At 70.1% G+C, this 13,691-nt stretch carries 15 protein-coding genes and 1 pseudogene; 4 read left to right on the forward strand and 12 right to left on the reverse strand.

The window, feature by feature from the left end; all coding sequences use genetic code 11:
• Positions 1-102 precede the first annotated feature (102 nt).
• Positions 103-1,125: a ferredoxin--NADP reductase gene (locus tag MTP03_RS18450; RefSeq protein WP_248489450.1), complete on the forward strand. Its 1,023-nt coding sequence runs from the start codon at positions 103-105 to the stop codon at positions 1,123-1,125.
• A pseudogene (locus tag MTP03_RS18455) lies at positions 1,125-2,245 on the forward strand (alcohol dehydrogenase catalytic domain-containing protein). The gene MTP03_RS18450 and the pseudogene MTP03_RS18455 overlap by 1 nt, the downstream one beginning before the upstream one ends.
• A gap of 1 nt (position 2,246) precedes the next feature.
• Here the strand turns inward: MTP03_RS18455 and MTP03_RS18460 are convergent.
• Positions 2,247-3,065 (reverse strand): SDR family oxidoreductase, encoded by an 819-nt coding sequence (locus tag MTP03_RS18460; protein WP_248489451.1) that lies wholly within the window; start codon positions 3,063-3,065, stop codon positions 2,247-2,249.
• Positions 3,066-3,145: 80 nt separating this feature from the next.
• On the opposite strand from MTP03_RS18460, the gene MTP03_RS18465 reads away from it, so the two are divergent.
• Positions 3,146-3,304, forward strand: a complete 159-nt coding sequence (locus tag MTP03_RS18465) for a DUF5302 domain-containing protein (RefSeq protein ID WP_248489452.1) — start codon at positions 3,146-3,148, stop codon at positions 3,302-3,304.
• Between the two features lie 59 nt (positions 3,305-3,363).
• Here MTP03_RS18465 and MTP03_RS18470 read toward each other — a convergent pair whose 3' ends face one another.
• The 11 genes from MTP03_RS18470 to MTP03_RS18520 form a co-directional block, all read right to left on the reverse strand.
• A complete protein-coding gene (locus tag MTP03_RS18470) occupies positions 3,364-3,720 on the reverse strand; it encodes a DUF732 domain-containing protein (protein ID WP_248489453.1) in 357 nt (118 codons plus the stop codon).
• Between the two features lie 170 nt (positions 3,721-3,890).
• The gene (tuf, locus tag MTP03_RS18475) at positions 3,891-5,081 is read right to left on the reverse strand and encodes an elongation factor Tu (protein ID WP_248489454.1); all 1,191 of its coding nucleotides are present in this window, start codon (positions 5,079-5,081) and stop codon (positions 3,891-3,893) included.
• A gap of 123 nt (positions 5,082-5,204) precedes the next feature.
• Positions 5,205-7,310: an elongation factor G gene (gene fusA, locus MTP03_RS18480; RefSeq protein WP_248489455.1), complete on the reverse strand. Its 2,106-nt coding sequence runs from the start codon at positions 7,308-7,310 to the stop codon at positions 5,205-5,207.
• Positions 7,311-7,393: 83 nt separating this feature from the next.
• Entirely contained in the window at positions 7,394-7,864 is a 471-nt protein-coding gene (gene rpsG / locus MTP03_RS18485) for a 30S ribosomal protein S7 (RefSeq protein WP_248489456.1), read from the reverse strand.
• Complete coding sequence (rpsL, locus tag MTP03_RS18490) at positions 7,864-8,238, reverse strand: 30S ribosomal protein S12 (protein WP_248489457.1); 375 nt, start codon at positions 8,236-8,238, stop codon at positions 7,864-7,866. The genes rpsG and rpsL overlap by 1 nt, the downstream gene beginning before the upstream one ends.
• Positions 8,239-8,558: 320 nt before the next feature.
• Positions 8,559-9,437 (reverse strand): DNA-3-methyladenine glycosylase, encoded by an 879-nt coding sequence (locus MTP03_RS18495; protein WP_248489458.1) that lies wholly within the window; start codon positions 9,435-9,437, stop codon positions 8,559-8,561.
• 10 nt (positions 9,438-9,447) lie between these two features.
• Positions 9,448-9,837: a DUF5313 family protein gene (locus tag MTP03_RS18500; RefSeq protein WP_248489459.1), complete on the reverse strand. Its 390-nt coding sequence runs from the start codon at positions 9,835-9,837 to the stop codon at positions 9,448-9,450.
• 50 nt (positions 9,838-9,887) lie between these two features.
• Positions 9,888-10,661 carry an ABC transporter permease gene (locus MTP03_RS18505; protein WP_248489460.1) on the reverse strand — a complete coding sequence of 258 codons (774 nt, stop codon included), beginning with the start codon at positions 10,659-10,661 and terminating at the stop codon, positions 9,888-9,890.
• Entirely contained in the window at positions 10,658-11,461 is an 804-nt protein-coding gene (locus tag MTP03_RS18510) for an ABC transporter ATP-binding protein (protein ID WP_248489461.1), read from the reverse strand. Before MTP03_RS18510 ends, MTP03_RS18505 begins: the two co-directional genes overlap by 4 nt.
• An 85-nt stretch (positions 11,462-11,546) precedes the next feature.
• Complete coding sequence (locus MTP03_RS18515) at positions 11,547-11,831, reverse strand: DUF2277 domain-containing protein (RefSeq protein WP_248489462.1); 285 nt, start codon at positions 11,829-11,831, stop codon at positions 11,547-11,549.
• Between the two features lie 24 nt (positions 11,832-11,855).
• Entirely contained in the window at positions 11,856-12,803 is a 948-nt protein-coding gene (locus MTP03_RS18520) for an FAD-dependent oxidoreductase (RefSeq protein WP_248489463.1), read from the reverse strand.
• Positions 12,804-12,919: 116 nt separating this feature from the next.
• Between MTP03_RS18520 and MTP03_RS18525 the strand changes: the two genes are divergently transcribed.
• Positions 12,920-13,690: an acyl-[acyl-carrier-protein] thioesterase gene (locus tag MTP03_RS18525; RefSeq protein WP_248489464.1), complete on the forward strand. Its 771-nt coding sequence runs from the start codon at positions 12,920-12,922 to the stop codon at positions 13,688-13,690.
• The last annotated feature ends 1 nt before the right edge of the window (position 13,691 follow it).

Consider the following 13,691-nt stretch of genomic DNA (forward strand, 5'->3'; position numbering starts at 1 on the left):
TGGCACGCGATCTGCCGCGAGTGGATCTACGGGGAGTCCCTCCACCGCGCTCGGCCGCGAGCACGCCGCTTGGCTCGGTTCGCGCCCCGATAACCTGGAGGCATGAGCCTCACCCCCCATTCGAGCCGCAGCCAGATCGTCACCGTCACCGAGGTGATCGACGAGACGGACCTGGCGAAGTCGTTCGTGTTCGACGCGGAATGGGACTACCGGCCGGGCCAGTTCGTCACCGTGCGTGTCCCGTCGGAGCGGACGGGGTCCGTCGCGCGGTCGTACTCGCTGTACACCTCGCCCTTCGACGGCACCAAGCCCGGCGTGACCGTCAAGCGCACCGTCGACGGATACGCCTCGAACTGGCTGTGCGACAACATCACCGCGGGCTCCGAGCTGGAGGTCCTGCCCCCGTCGGGCGTCTTCGTACCGGAGAGCCTGGACGTCCCCCTGCTCCTGCTGGCCGCCGGGAGCGGCATCACCCCGGTCATGTCGATCCTCGCGGCCGCGCTGCGGACCGGCACGCAGCCGATCACGCTGCTGTACGCGAACGCGGACCCGGCCGCCACGATCTTCCGGGAACGGATCGCGCGGCTCGAGGTGGAACACGAGCGGCTCACGGTGATCTGGTGGATGGAGTCCGAGCGCGGCATCCCCGACGCCGACATGCTGGCCGCCCTGCTCACCCCGTACCACTCACGCCCGACGTACCTGTGCGGCCGCGACGAGTTCATGGCCGCGTGCAAGGAGGCCGCGAAGGTGATCGGCACGCCGCGCCAGCTGGTGCACCAGGAGATCTACGCCTCGCTCACCGGCGACGCCTTCGCCGATATCGTGCCGCACGAGGTGGTGATCGAGGACGACGCGCCGGAGGTCACCGTCCACAACCTGGGGGCGACGTTCACGGTCCCGTGGCCGAAGGACGAGTCGCTGGTGGACGTGCTCATCAACAACGGCCACGACGTGCCGTATTCGTGCCAGTCGGGCGAGTGCGCCACGTGCCTGTGCAAGCTGACCAAGGGCACCGTCGAGATGGCCGTGACCGACGGTCTCGACCCCGACGATGCCGAGGACGGCTACATTCTGGGGTGCCAGGCGAAACCGACGTCGCCGGAGTTGGAGGTCGAGTACTGATGCGGATCCGCGGAGCGGTGCTGGAGGAGATCGGGCGCGCGCGTCCGTACGCCGAGTCGACGCCGATCTCGGTGGCCGAGCTCGAGCTCGCCGAGCCCGGGCCGGGCGAGCTCCTGGTCCGCATCGAGGCCGCGGGACTGTGTCATTCGGACCTGTCGGTGGTCGACGGGAACCGCGTGCGGCCCGTGCCGATGCTGCTGGGTCACGAGGCCGCGGGGATCATCGAGGCGTTCGGCCCGGGCGCCGAGCCCGAGGGGCTCGCGATCGGCGACCGCGTGGTGATGGCGTTCCTTCCCCGCTGCGGCGAGTGCGCCAATTGCCGTACCGACGGCCAGCTCCCGTGCACGCCGGGCAGCGTCGCCAACAACGCCGGCGAGCTGCTGGGCGGCGGCCGGCGCCTCACCCGCGGCGGCGAGGCCGTGCACCATCACCTGGGCGTGAGCGGGTTCGCCACGCACGCCGTGGTCGACGTCCGGTCGGTGACGCGCGTGGATGCCGACGTGCCGCCCGAGATCGCCGCCGTGCTCGGCTGCGCGGTGCTCACCGGCGGCGGCGCGGTGCTCAACGCCGGAATGCCCACGGACGGCGCGGATGTCATCGTCATCGGCCTGGGTGGGGTCGGCATGGCCGCCGTCCTCACCGCCCTGTCCCTGCAGGCCGACGGTGCCGTCGGCCGCGTGATCGGCGTCGACGCGCAGCCCGCGAAGCTGAACGCGGTGCGCGAGCTAGGGGCCGATCTCGCCTACACGCCAGAGGAATTGGCGGCCGAGGGCGTGCGCGCGCCCGTGGTGATCGAGGCGGCCGGGCACCCGCGCGCGTTCGAAGCCGCCGTCGCGGCCACCGCCGTGGGCGGGCGGACGGTCACCGTCGGGCTGCCGAACCCCGCGGCGCGATCCGAGATCAGCCCCTCGTGCTCACCGCCGAGGCCCGCACGATCATCGGCAGCTACCTCGGTTCCGCGGTGCCGCAGCGCGACATCCCCCGGTACGTGGAGCTGTGGCGGGCCGGCCGGTTGCCGGTGGAGAAGCTGATCAGCGGCGTGATCACGCTGGAGCAGATCAACGAGGGCATGGACTCCCTGGCCGACGGTGCCGCCGTCCGCCAGGTGATCCGGTTCTGACCTACTCCTGCTCCGGCAGCGGCGCCGGGCGGGGCCAGTCGGTGGGGCGCTGCTGGGCGTCGAGGCCACCGTCGGCGAAGACGACGGAGCCCACGCAGTAGCCGGACCGCGGCCCGAGAAGGAACGCCGCCAGTTCGGCGATCTCGTCGGGCTTCCCGGCGCGGCCGGCGGGGATGAGCTCGAGGAACGCGTCCATCGCCGCCCCGAGCGACGGGTCGCTGCGGCCGGCCTGCGTCATCGGCGTGTCGATGAGCCCGGGCGCGATGGCGTTGAGCCGGACGCCCTGCCGCACGTACTCCGCTGCGTGGCTGCGCACGAAGTACGCCAGCGCCGCCTTGGTGGCCGGGTAGGCGAGCACGGAGCCGAACTCGCCGTAGGAGTCGGCGAGGTCGCAGGCGGCGTGCTCGTCACCGGCCAGGCACGTCTGCGCGAGCTCGACGGGCCAACCCGGTTGGGTGGTCGTCGAGTTCGAGCTCACCAGCAGCGCCGCCGACGGTCCCCGCGCCAGCAGCGGCCGCAGCCCCACCAGCAGGTCCACCGACCCGAAGTAGTTCACCGCGACGAGCTCCGCGCCGGCACGGCCCGTTGCCGGCCCGAGCCCTGCGAACGCCGCGAACCCGTCGAGCGGGGCGGAACCCACCAGTTCGCCGACCCGGGCGACCGCCTCGAACCGTCCGGCGGGCGTCCCCAGATCCACCTCGACATCGGCCCCCGCTCCGGCGCGGTCGACGCCGATCACACCGTGCCCGTCCGCGTGCAGCCGCTCGGCGGTGGCGGCCCCCAGCCCCGACGCCGCTCCGGTGATGACGTACGTACCCATGTCCTACCTCCTTGGCCGAAACCAGGATGACATCCGCCCCTGTCCGGTTTAGCGTGAACCCACGCGAGAGAGGAGACACCATGCCCGCCGACGGTATCGCCGACAAGTTCAAGGAAGCACTCGAACGCAAGAACGCGTCGAATCGCCAGGGGTCCGCTCATCTGGACGGATCCGCCAAGCCGCAGCACACGCACGGCTCGGAGAGCCACCAGCAGCAGTTCCGCCGCAAGAGCGGATAGCAGGTCGGGCGGTCGATCGAGGCCGGTCGACCGCCCGCCTCCGGTGGGCTGCGGACGGCTTACACGGTGCTCTTGTACCGGTCCCAGTGCCGTTCGCACAGGTACTGGGCGGCGTAGAACACCACCTGCTGCCGAGCCCACTCCGGGTTCGTCCGCTGGCCGTACAGCGCCTGCGTCGCCGCTACGGCACTCGCGGGGTGCCGGTCGAGTTCCGCGCAGGCCCGGTACCCGAACCGCAGCATCTGGGGCCCCGTGGTGCGCGCGCCGAAAGGCTTCGCGGAATCGGGACTGTTGCTCGTGACCACCATGAACCGCCCCTCGTCGAGGCGCCCGTCCGCATGCGCCGGAGCCTGGGCCGCCGTGGCGAATCCCACCGCCATGATTCCCGCGACCAGCGCTTTCGTCGGCTTCCGCATCGTCGTCTCCTCACGTCCGGTGAGGCCCCGCCTCACGTGTAGACGGATTATCGCCGACTGCCGCCGCCACCGGGCGGAGTCCGCTGCGAAAGTACGTACCCATCCCGAACAGACGAAAGCGGCGCCCCTCCCCGTGTGGGGTGGAGCGCCGCTTCAGCTGGTACCGAAGATCAGGCGATGATCTTGGTGACGCGGCCGGCACCGACGGTGCGGCCACCCTCGCGGATCGCGAAGCGCAGGCCCTCGTCCATGGCGACCGGCTGGATGAGCTTGACGCTCATCTCGGTGTTGTCGCCGGGCATGACCATCTCGGTGCCCTCGGGGAGGGTCACGACGCCGGTCACGTCCGTGGTACGGAAGTAGAACTGCGGACGGTAGTTGTTGAAGAACGGGGTGTGGCGGCCGCCCTCGTCCTTCGACAGGATGTACGCCTGGCCCTCGAACTCAGTGTGCGGGGTGGTGGTGCCCGGCTTCACGACGACCTGGCCGCGCTCGACGTCCTCACGCTTGAGGCCACGGACCAGCAGGCCCACGTTGTCGCCGGCCTGGCCCGAGTCCAGCAGCTTGCGGAACATCTCGATGCCCGTGACGGTGGTCTTGGTCGACTTCTCGCGGATGCCGACGATCTCGACCTCCTCGTTCACGTTGATCACGCCGCGCTCGACACGACCGGTGACGACGGTGCCACGACCGGTGATCGTGAAGACGTCCTCGACGGGCATGAGGAAGGGCTGATCGGTGGCGCGCTCCGGGTCCGGGATGGACTCGTCGACGGCCTTCATGAGCTCGAGGACCGAGTCGACCCACTTCTGCTCACCCTGCAGGGCCTGGAAGCCCGAGACGCGGACGACGGGGGCGTCCTCGTCGAACTCCTGCGAGGCCAGCAGCTCGCGGACCTCCATCTCGACGAGCTCGAGGATCTCCTCGTCGTCGACCATGTCGCACTTGTTCAGGGCGACCAGGATGTACGGCACGCCGACCTGGCGCGCGAGCAGCACGTGCTCGCGGGTCTGCGGCATCGGGCCGTCGGTGGCGGCCACGACCAGGATCGCGCCGTCCATCTGGGCAGCACCGGTGATCATGTTCTTGATGTAGTCGGCGTGACCCGGCGCATCGACGTGAGCGTAGTGGCGCTTCTCGGTCTGGTACTCGACGTGCGAGATGTTGATCGTGATGCCACGAGCCTTCTCCTCGGGCGCCTTGTCGATCTGATCGAACGCCGAGGCCTCGTTGATATCCGGGTACGCGTCGGCCAGAACCTTGGTGATGGCAGCCGTCAGGGTGGTCTTGCCGTGGTCGACGTGACCGATGGTGCCGATGTTCACGTGCGGCTTGGTCCGCTCGAACTTCGCCTTCGCCACTTGGTGTCCTCCTGGACTTGAGTGCTTGCCGGGCCGGTTGCCCCGCAAGGGTGATTACTTACTGTTGTTGTTCGACGCCGAGGCGCCAGCGCCTGAGCGCCACGCTCCGGAGAGCGGGGAGAACTACTCCCCGTTCACCTTCGCGATGATCTCCTTCGACACGTTCGCCGGAACCTCGGCGTACGAATCGAAGACCATGGAGTAGTTCGCCCGGCCCTGGGTCTTCGACCGGAGGTCGCCGATGTAGCCGAACATCTCCGACAGCGGAACCTGCGCCTTGACGACGCGGGCACCACTGCGTTCCTCCATGGCCTGGATCTGGCCACGGCGGGAGTTGAGGTCGCCGATCACTTCACCCATGTAGTCCTCGGGGGTCGTGACCTCGACAGCCATGATGGGCTCGAGGATGGCGGGACCGGCCTGGCGTGCGGCCTCCTTGAAGGCCTGCGCGCCGGCGATCTTGAACGCCATCTCGGACGAGTCCACGTCGTGGTACGCACCGTCGAGCAGCGTGACCTTGACATTGACCAGCGGGTAGCCCGCGAGCACGCCGTACTGCATCGCGTCCTGCGCGCCGGCGTCGACCGAAGGGATGTACTCCTTCGGCACGCGGCCGCCGGTCACGGCGTTGACGAACTCGTAGGTCGCGCCGTCCTCGGTCTCCTCGAGCGGCTCGAGCTTGATGATGACGCGCGCGAACTGGCCGGAGCCACCCGTCTGCTTCTTGTGGGTGTACTCGTGCTTCTCGACCGCCTTGCGGATCGTCTCGCGGTACGCGACCTGCGGCTTGCCGACGTTGGCCTCGACCTTGAACTCGCGGCGCATACGGTCGACGAGGATGTCGAGGTGCAGCTCGCCCATGCCGCCGATGACGGTCTGGCCGGTCTGGTCGTCGAGCTCGACGGAGAAGGTGGGGTCCTCCTCGGCGAGCTTCTGGATCGCGACGCCCAGCTTCTCCTGGTCCGACTTGGTCTTCGGCTCGATGGAGACGTTGATGACCGGGTCCGGGAACGTCATCGACTCGAGGACGATCGGGTTCGCGATGTCGCAGAGGGTGTCACCGGTGGTGGTGTCCTTGAGGCCGATCATCGCGTAGATGTGGCCCGCGGCGGCGTCCTCGACCGGGTTCTCCTTGTTGGCATGCATCTGGAAGAGCTTGCCGACGCGCTCCTTCTTGCCCTTGGTCGCGTTGAGGACCTGCGTACCCGAGTCGATGTGACCCGAGTACACGCGGACGAAGGTGAGCTTGCCGAAGAACGGGTGCGCGGCGATCTTGAAGGCCAGGGCCGAGAACGGCTCGTCCTTGCTGGGCTTGCGGGAGAGTTCCTTCTCCTCGTCGCCCACGGCGTGGCCGTGGATCTCGCCGATGTCCAGCGGGTTCGGCAGGTAGTCGATCACGGCGTCGAGCATGGGCTGCACACCCTTGTTCTTGAACGCCGAGCCGCACAGCACGGGGTAGATCTCCGAGGCGATCGTCATCTTGCGGATGGCGGCCTTGATCTCGTCGATCGAGAGCTCCTCGCCGGCGAAGTACTTCTCCATGAGGGCCTCGTCGGACTCCGCCACGGTCTCGAGCAGCTTCTCGCGGTACTCGGCGGCCTTGTCGGCGAGGTCGGCGGGGATCTCCTCGATGGTGGGCTCGGCACCGATCGCGACGGTGCCGCGCCAGGTGATGGCCTTCATCTCGAGCAGGTCGACCACGCCGTCGAACGCGTCCTCAGCACCGATCGGCAGCTGCATGACCAGCGGCTTCGCGCCGAGACGGTCGATGATGGTCTGCACGGTGAAGTAGAAGTCCGCGCCCATCTTGTCCATCTTGTTGACGAAGCAGATGCGGGGGACATCGTACTTGCTGGCCTGGCGCCAGACCTGCTCGGACTGGGGCTCGACGCCCTCCTTGCCGTCGAAAACGGCGACGGCACCGTCGAGCACGCGGAGCGAGCGCTCCACCTCGACCGTGAAGTCGACGTGGCCGGGGGTGTCGATGACGTTGATCTGGTTGTTCTTCCAGAAGCAGGTCACGGCGGCGGAGGTGATGGTGATACCCCGCTCCTTCTCCTGCTCCATCCAGTCGGTCGTCGAGGCACCGTCGTGGGTCTCACCGATCTTGTAGTTCACACCGGTGTAGAAGAGGATGCGCTCGGTCGTGGTGGTCTTACCGGCATCGATATGCGCCATGATGCCGATGTTGCGGACCTTCGTGAGGTCGGTAAGCACTTCCTGTGCCACGGTGGTAAGCCTCGTTCTCTTAAGAGGATGGATGTACTTCCGGTGATCCGGCCGGCCGCGCGAGCGGCCGGACCGGAATCAGATCACCAGCGGTAGTGCGCGAACGCCCGGTTGGCCTCGGCCATCTTGTGGGTGTCCTCGCGACGCTTCACCGAAGCGCCCAGACCGTTGCTCGCGTCGAGGATCTCGTTCGCGAGCCGCTCGACCATGGTCTTCTCGCGACGCTGCCGCGTGAAGGTCACCAGCCAACGCAGCGCGAGGGTGTTGGCACGACCGGCCTTCACCTCGACGGGCACCTGGTACGTGGCGCCACCGACGCGGCGGCTCTTCACCTCGAGCGACGGGCGGACGTTGTCCAGCGCCTTCTTGAGGGTGAGAACCGGATCGGTGCCGGTCTTCTCACGGGTCGCCTCGAGCGCGCCGTAGACGATACGCTCGGCGGTGGACTTCTTGCCGTCCAGCAGCACCTTGTTCACCAGCTGGGTGACCACGGGCGAGCCGTAGACGGGGTCGTTGACGACAGGGCGCTTGGGCGCCGGTCCCTTACGAGGCATCAGCCCTTCTCCTTCTTCGCGCCGTAGCGGCTCCGCGCCTGCTTGCGGTTCTTGACGCCCTGGGTGTCGAGCGAACCGCGGATGATCTTGTAACGAACACCCGGGAGGTCCTTCACACGACCGCCGCGGACGAGCACCATCGAGTGCTCCTGAAGGTTGTGGCCTTCGCCGGGGATGTACGCGGTGACCTCGACCGAGCTCGTCAGGCGCACGCGGGCGACCTTACGAAGCGCGGAGTTCGGCTTCTTGGGAGTGGTGGTGTAGACGCGGGTGCACACGCCACGACGCTGCGGCGAGCCCTTGAGGGCGGCCGTCTTGACCTTGGCCCTCTTGTCCTGGCGGCCCTTACGGACCAGCTGGTTGATAGTCGGCATAGAAGCGCTGTTTCCTTCTTCTGTTCGGCTTGGTTCTCTGCTGCGGTTGTAGCTCCGGGCAACCCGCGCGCTCGAGAAGAGAGCGAGGACTCCGCAGCGCGGCCCCACCAACGTTCTCGGCTGGCGCCGTTTCCGCTGGTCAGCCCCGTTTCCGGGAACTAGCTGCCCGCCTCGCTCGTACCCCGAGGTCGGGCGTGTCGCGCACCTGTGGGTGGTTCCGGATGTCCGGCCTGACCATGGGCACGTGAGAATCGTCCTGGTTACCCAGGCACGGCGACCTAGCTTACCCGCCTGAACTCACGCTGGTCAAAATCGATCTCCTACAGCCTCCGGTAGTCCCGCACCGACACCCGCGGCCCGCGACGCTCCCGGTCCACGCCGGCACGGCTGAGCAGGCGGATCACGCGTCCGCGCTGGCCCGCGTAGGGTTCCAGCACCTCGAGCATTCCCGCGTCGTCCAACGCCGCGCCGACCAGCGCTGTTCCCACGATCCGTGGCAAGTGGTAGTCGCCCACCGGCACGGCGTCCGGATCGCCGAGCGCCCGCCCGGTCACCTCCGCCACCGTCCAGGGGCCCACACCCGGGAGCGCCGCCAGCCGCTGCGCCCGGTGCTCCACCTCCACCGCGCTCGCCCCGACGATCGTCCGCATCCGGACCGGCTCGACACCCGCCCGGTGCCACTCCCAGCTCGGGATGGCGGCCCAGTCCGCGCGCGGCGGCGGCACCCGCAGCTCGGGCATCGCGTCCGGCCCGGGCGCGACGGTGCCGTACCGCCGGACGAGGTAGCGCCACGCCCGCCACGCCTCCGCGCCCACGACCTTCTGCTCGAGCACCGCGGGCACCAGCGCCTCCCACACCCGGCCGGTCCGGGCCAGGCGCAGGCCGGGCGACGCCGCGATCGCCCGCTCGACGACGGCGTGCCGGGGGACCAGGGCCGACGGGTCGTCCTCCGCGCCGGTCAGGGCCGGGGCGTGTTCCACGAGCCAGTGCGCGCCGCGCCCCCAGGCCTGCGCGACGACGGTGCCGCCGGCCGCCCGGAGCCGCAGGGTGCCCGGCCCGTCCGGGGTGTGCACCGCGCGCCACAGCGCACCGTCGGGCGTGCGCGCGTACGCGGGATCGCCGGCCCCGCGCCGCACCACCCCGACGGTGCCGTGCAGGTCCAGGAGGTGCCCCGGTTGCCATGCGCGCTCGACCGTCACCCGGCCGAGGCTACGCCGCCCGGCGCCGGTACTTCTCCTCGTAGACCCGGGCGCGGCGGCGGTGCTCCTCGAGCTGGCTGCCGCTCTCGGTGTGCGGGTCGATCCCGTTGTCGGCCAGCAGCTCCTGCAAGTAGATGGTGCGAAGGCCGCCGACGAAGACGATCGCCGGGAGCAGCATCATCGCGATGAGGGCCACCTTGACCCATCCGGGCGAGGGCAGGACCAGTGCCACCACCAGGAAGGGCACGAACATCAGTGCCCCGCGAATGAAGAAGCGACGGTTGTGGCCGGGGCCGGTGGCGTCGTTGATCACCCAGTCACGCATGGAATCGGGAAGGCGCATACCCAGGAGGTACTTCACCCGCTCGATCAGGTTCGGTGTGGTTCGTGTCGTGGACATGCCCTCAGGCTACGCCGGTGTGATACCGCTCACAATCGCATCGAAACCGGTCACCGTTGCGCGCTGCGCCGGTAAGCGACGGCTGCGGCGCCGGCGAAGATCGCGAACCAGGCGACCGTGTTCACCACCGCCACCACCAGGGAGGTGTGCCCGCCGGTGAGCAGTTCGCCGCTGGTCAGCGGGTAGCGGGCCAACGCCGTGATCCCGTACATCGGGGTGAACTGCGAGGCCGTCAGCATCCCGCCCGAGAGTGGGAAGAACACATTGCCGCCGAAGGCGAGCACGGTGAGCAGCAGGCCGGGCACGTGCAGCACGATCTCGGGCCGCAGCGCGAGCCCCAGCGCCAGGCCGAGCGCACCGAACACCGCCGAGCCGAGCCACGCGATCAGCAGAGAGAGCACCCACACCTGCGGCTCCGCATCGGCGCCCGTGACGGCCGACAGCACGGCGAGCACTACCACCGGTAACGCCGACATCGTCAGGGCGCTCACCACCTTGGAGGCGATGTAGCCGGGCGGGCGCAGCGGGGTCAGCCGCAGCGTGCGGACCCACCCCGTCGATCGTTCGGCGGCGACCTGCGCGGCGGTCGTGGTCGCGGCCGCGGCCGCGCCGTACAGCGCGAGGCCGATCATCATCCAGGCGGCGAAGTCGCCGTGCGCGAACCGCGCGTCGGGCCCCGTCTGGGCGTGCAGCGCCAGGTACAGGACCACGGGCAGCACCGTGGTGATGATCAGGGTCTGTCGGTTGCGCAGCTGCCGCCGCACGTCGAGCAGCAGGAAGCGGGGCGTGAGGCCCCAGGGTGCGGTGGTGGTCGCGGTGGTCATCGCTTCTCCTCGGTGAGCTGCAGGAACGCTTCTTCCAGTCCGCCGTCCACGGCGAACACGGTGGTGTCTCCGCGCACCACGGCGACGCGGAGGCCGGGCACGGCGGCGACGAGGGCGGCGGCACCGTCGGGATCGATGACGGCGCTGACCCGCCGGCCCGCGGTCGCGGCGCGGATGTCCGCGGTCGCGCCGTCGGCCACGATCCGCCCGCCGGCGATCATCACGACGCGGTCGGCGAACTGGTCTGCCTCCTCGAGGTAGTGAGTGGCGATCAGAACAGTGGTGCCGCGGCGCGCGTCGGCGCGGACCGTCGCCCAGAACCGGCGTCGCGCGTCCACGTCCATGCCGGCGGTGGGCTCGTCGAGGATCAGGAGATCGGGTTCGGCGAGCAGGGCCAGCGCGAACCGCAGGGCCTGCTGCTGCCCGCCCGAGCACTTCCCGACGGTGCGCCGCCGCAGCTCGCCGAGGCCGGCGCGCGCGATCGCGGCGTCGGGATCGGATCCGGGGTGCAGCGCCGCGACCAGCTCGACCGTGTCCTGCACGGTGAGGGCGGGCAGGAGCCCGCCCGACTGCTGCACGGCGGCGACGGTGCCGGTGTGCGTCGTGGTGCCGGCATCCGGGGCGACGAGCCCGAGGATCATGTCGATGGTGGTGCTCTTGCCCGCGCCGTTGGGGCCGAGGAAGGCCACCACCTCGCCGGGCGCGACGGTGAGGTCGATGCCGTCGACGGCGGTGAACACCTCCCCCGCCGAGGTCCGGTAGCGCTTGGTGAGCGATCTGAGTTCCAGTGCCGGTGCCATGCCTCGACACTGCCCGCGACCTGCGCGGATCGGATCCACCCGCGGGTGGATCACGGGGTGGAGAACGGGTGGAGAGACCCGCGGCTCAGGCGCCCGCGCGCGCCGCCTGCGCGGCGATGCGGGCCCGGACCTCCGGGCGGCGCAGCGGCGGCACCGTCTTCGGCGGCTGCCGGCGCGCGGGCAGCGCGTCGAGCAGTTCCTCCGTCGCGGCGGTCACCTTCGCGACGGCGAGCTCGAACGCGTCGCGGTTCGCGTCGCTGGTCTTCTGCACGCCCGAGACCTTGCGCACGTACTGCCGCGCAGCGGCCTCGATCTCCTCGTCGGTGGCGGCGGGCTCGAGCCCCCGCAGTTCAGTGATGTTCCGGCACATACTCCAACGGTAGTCGCCTCGGCGTCACCCGACCAGGGCCGCGACCTCGTCCGCGCACCCCCAACTCAGGGTGACGCCGGCGCCCCCGTGGCCGTAGCAGTGGACGACGTCACCGACCCGCTCGAGGCGCACCGTCGGGCGAGCGGGCCGCACCCCGACGTTGTGGCCGAGCACCCGGGCGCCCGCCAGCTCCGGCACCAGGGCGCGGGCCCGAGCGACGATCGCGTCGGCCGTCGCGGGATCGGCGACGAGCTCCTCCGCGCCGTGGTCCTCGGTACCGCCGACGACGACGTCGCGCGAGCGCGGCACCACGTAGGTGGTCACGCCCAGGTCCAACGCGGAATCGTCGATCCACCACCGGTGAACGCCCACCTGCTCGAGGTACACGACCTGCCCGCGCACGGGTTCCATCGACGCGTCGCCCACCAGTTCGCGCGCGCCCAGCCCGGTCGCGTTCACCACGGCCCCGTCCAGCTCCGCGAGCGAGCCCACGTCCCGCTGTTCGACGGTGCCGCCCAGCTCTGCCACGCGGGCGGCGAGCCACGGCAGGTAGAGCGGCATCTCGATCACGGGCGAGACGAAACTCCAGCCCTCAGCGTAGCCGGGCCGCGGCTCGGCGACGCGCTGCACCGACGGCACCGCGGAGGTCCACCACGGCTCGTCCACCGGCTCGCGGAAGATCTCGGTGCCCGGCGTCATGACGACACCGTCGACCCCCGCCTCCGCCAGCCGCGTGAACTCCGCGAGCGCTGCGGCGGACCAGCCGGTCACCCGGTCGCGGGGCTCGGCGAGGTACGGATACCAGACCGCGGCGGCCACCGCGGAGGTCACGGTGCCGACGGGGCCCGCCCGCCCCGGCGCCGGGGGCGCGAGCTCCCGCCCGTACACCCGCACCGCGTGCCCCGCCTCCAGCAGGCGCACCGCGCACGACATCCCGATCACACCGGCACCGACGATCGTCACCTCAGCCACACCGAACAGTCTTTCAGTACTAGGGTCGGGGCCGTGACGACGCCAGCAGCGACCCCGACCACCTACGAGTTCCTGCAGGCCGCGCCCCAGGGCCGTCGTTCGAGCGCTCGTGGCCGGTGCGCACCGGTGATGTGAATCCCGAACGCCGGGTCCGGCTCGACGGCATCGCGCGGTACCTGCAGGACATGGCGAACGACGAGATGTTCCACCGCGGCTTCGACGCCACGGACCCGTACTGGCTGGTGCGCCGCTCGATCATCGACGTGCTCGAGCCGCTGCACTGGCCGTCAGACGTGCACCTGCTGCGCTGGTGCGAGTCCACCAGCTCACGCTGGTGCAACATGCGGATCACGCTGCGCGGCAGCACCGGCGGCCACATCGAGACCGAGGCCTTCTGGATCCGGTTCAGCGCCGAGACGGGCATGCCCACCCACATCAGCGACGGCGGAATGGAGTACCTGCAGCAGTACGTCGCCGAGACGCGGCTGCGGTGGAAGGCGCTCAATACCGAGAAGGCGCCCGAGCCGTCGGAGCGGGACTACACGGTGACGCTGCGCGCCACCGACTTCGACCCGTACCAGCACTTCAACAACGCCGCGTACTGGCAGCTGGTGGAGGACGACCTGAACGGCGACCCGCTGCTCGCCGCACCGCACCGCGCGATCATCGAGTACCTCGCGCCGATCCCGCTGGGCTCCAGCGTCCAGGTGCGGTTCGTGCGCGACGAGGCCGGCTACCGGCAGTGGCTGTTCCTCCTGGACGAGGACGGTACGCCCGCGGCCAAGCCCGCCTCGGCCGTCTCGATCGTGCCGCTCCCCGGCGAGCCGTTCGCTCCGGCGGCGCAGTGGCCGCCGGAGCAGGTGGAGCGGATCGACTGGAAGGCCTGAG

This window comes from Tsukamurella sp. PLM1 (genome assembly GCF_023168325.1).
Taxonomy (GTDB): domain Bacteria; phylum Actinomycetota; class Actinomycetes; order Mycobacteriales; family Mycobacteriaceae; genus Tsukamurella.

What these genes read in the sequence shown, in the direction of transcription:
- MTP03_RS18450 (WP_248489450.1), top strand. Translation starts at nt 103, where the DNA reads ATGAGCCTCACCCCCCATTCGAGCCGCAGCCAGATCGTCACCGTCACC.
- MTP03_RS18460 (WP_248489451.1), bottom strand. Translation starts at nt 3,065, where the DNA reads ATGGGTACGTACGTCATCACCGGAGCGGCGTCGGGGCTGGGGGCCGCC.
- MTP03_RS18465 (WP_248489452.1), top strand. Translation starts at nt 3,146, where the DNA reads ATGCCCGCCGACGGTATCGCCGACAAGTTCAAGGAAGCACTCGAACGC.
- MTP03_RS18470 (WP_248489453.1), bottom strand. Translation starts at nt 3,720, where the DNA reads ATGCGGAAGCCGACGAAAGCGCTGGTCGCGGGAATCATGGCGGTGGGA.
- rpsG (WP_248489456.1), bottom strand. Translation starts at nt 7,864, where the DNA reads ATGCCTCGTAAGGGACCGGCGCCCAAGCGCCCTGTCGTCAACGACCCC.
- rpsL (WP_248489457.1), bottom strand. Translation starts at nt 8,238, where the DNA reads ATGCCGACTATCAACCAGCTGGTCCGTAAGGGCCGCCAGGACAAGAGG.
- MTP03_RS18500 (WP_248489459.1), bottom strand. Translation starts at nt 9,837, where the DNA reads ATGTCCACGACACGAACCACACCGAACCTGATCGAGCGGGTGAAGTAC.
- MTP03_RS18505 (WP_248489460.1), bottom strand. Translation starts at nt 10,661, where the DNA reads ATGACCACCGCGACCACCACCGCACCCTGGGGCCTCACGCCCCGCTTC.
- MTP03_RS18510 (WP_248489461.1), bottom strand. Translation starts at nt 11,461, where the DNA reads ATGGCACCGGCACTGGAACTCAGATCGCTCACCAAGCGCTACCGGACC.
- MTP03_RS18515 (WP_248489462.1), bottom strand. Translation starts at nt 11,831, where the DNA reads ATGTGCCGGAACATCACTGAACTGCGGGGGCTCGAGCCCGCCGCCACC.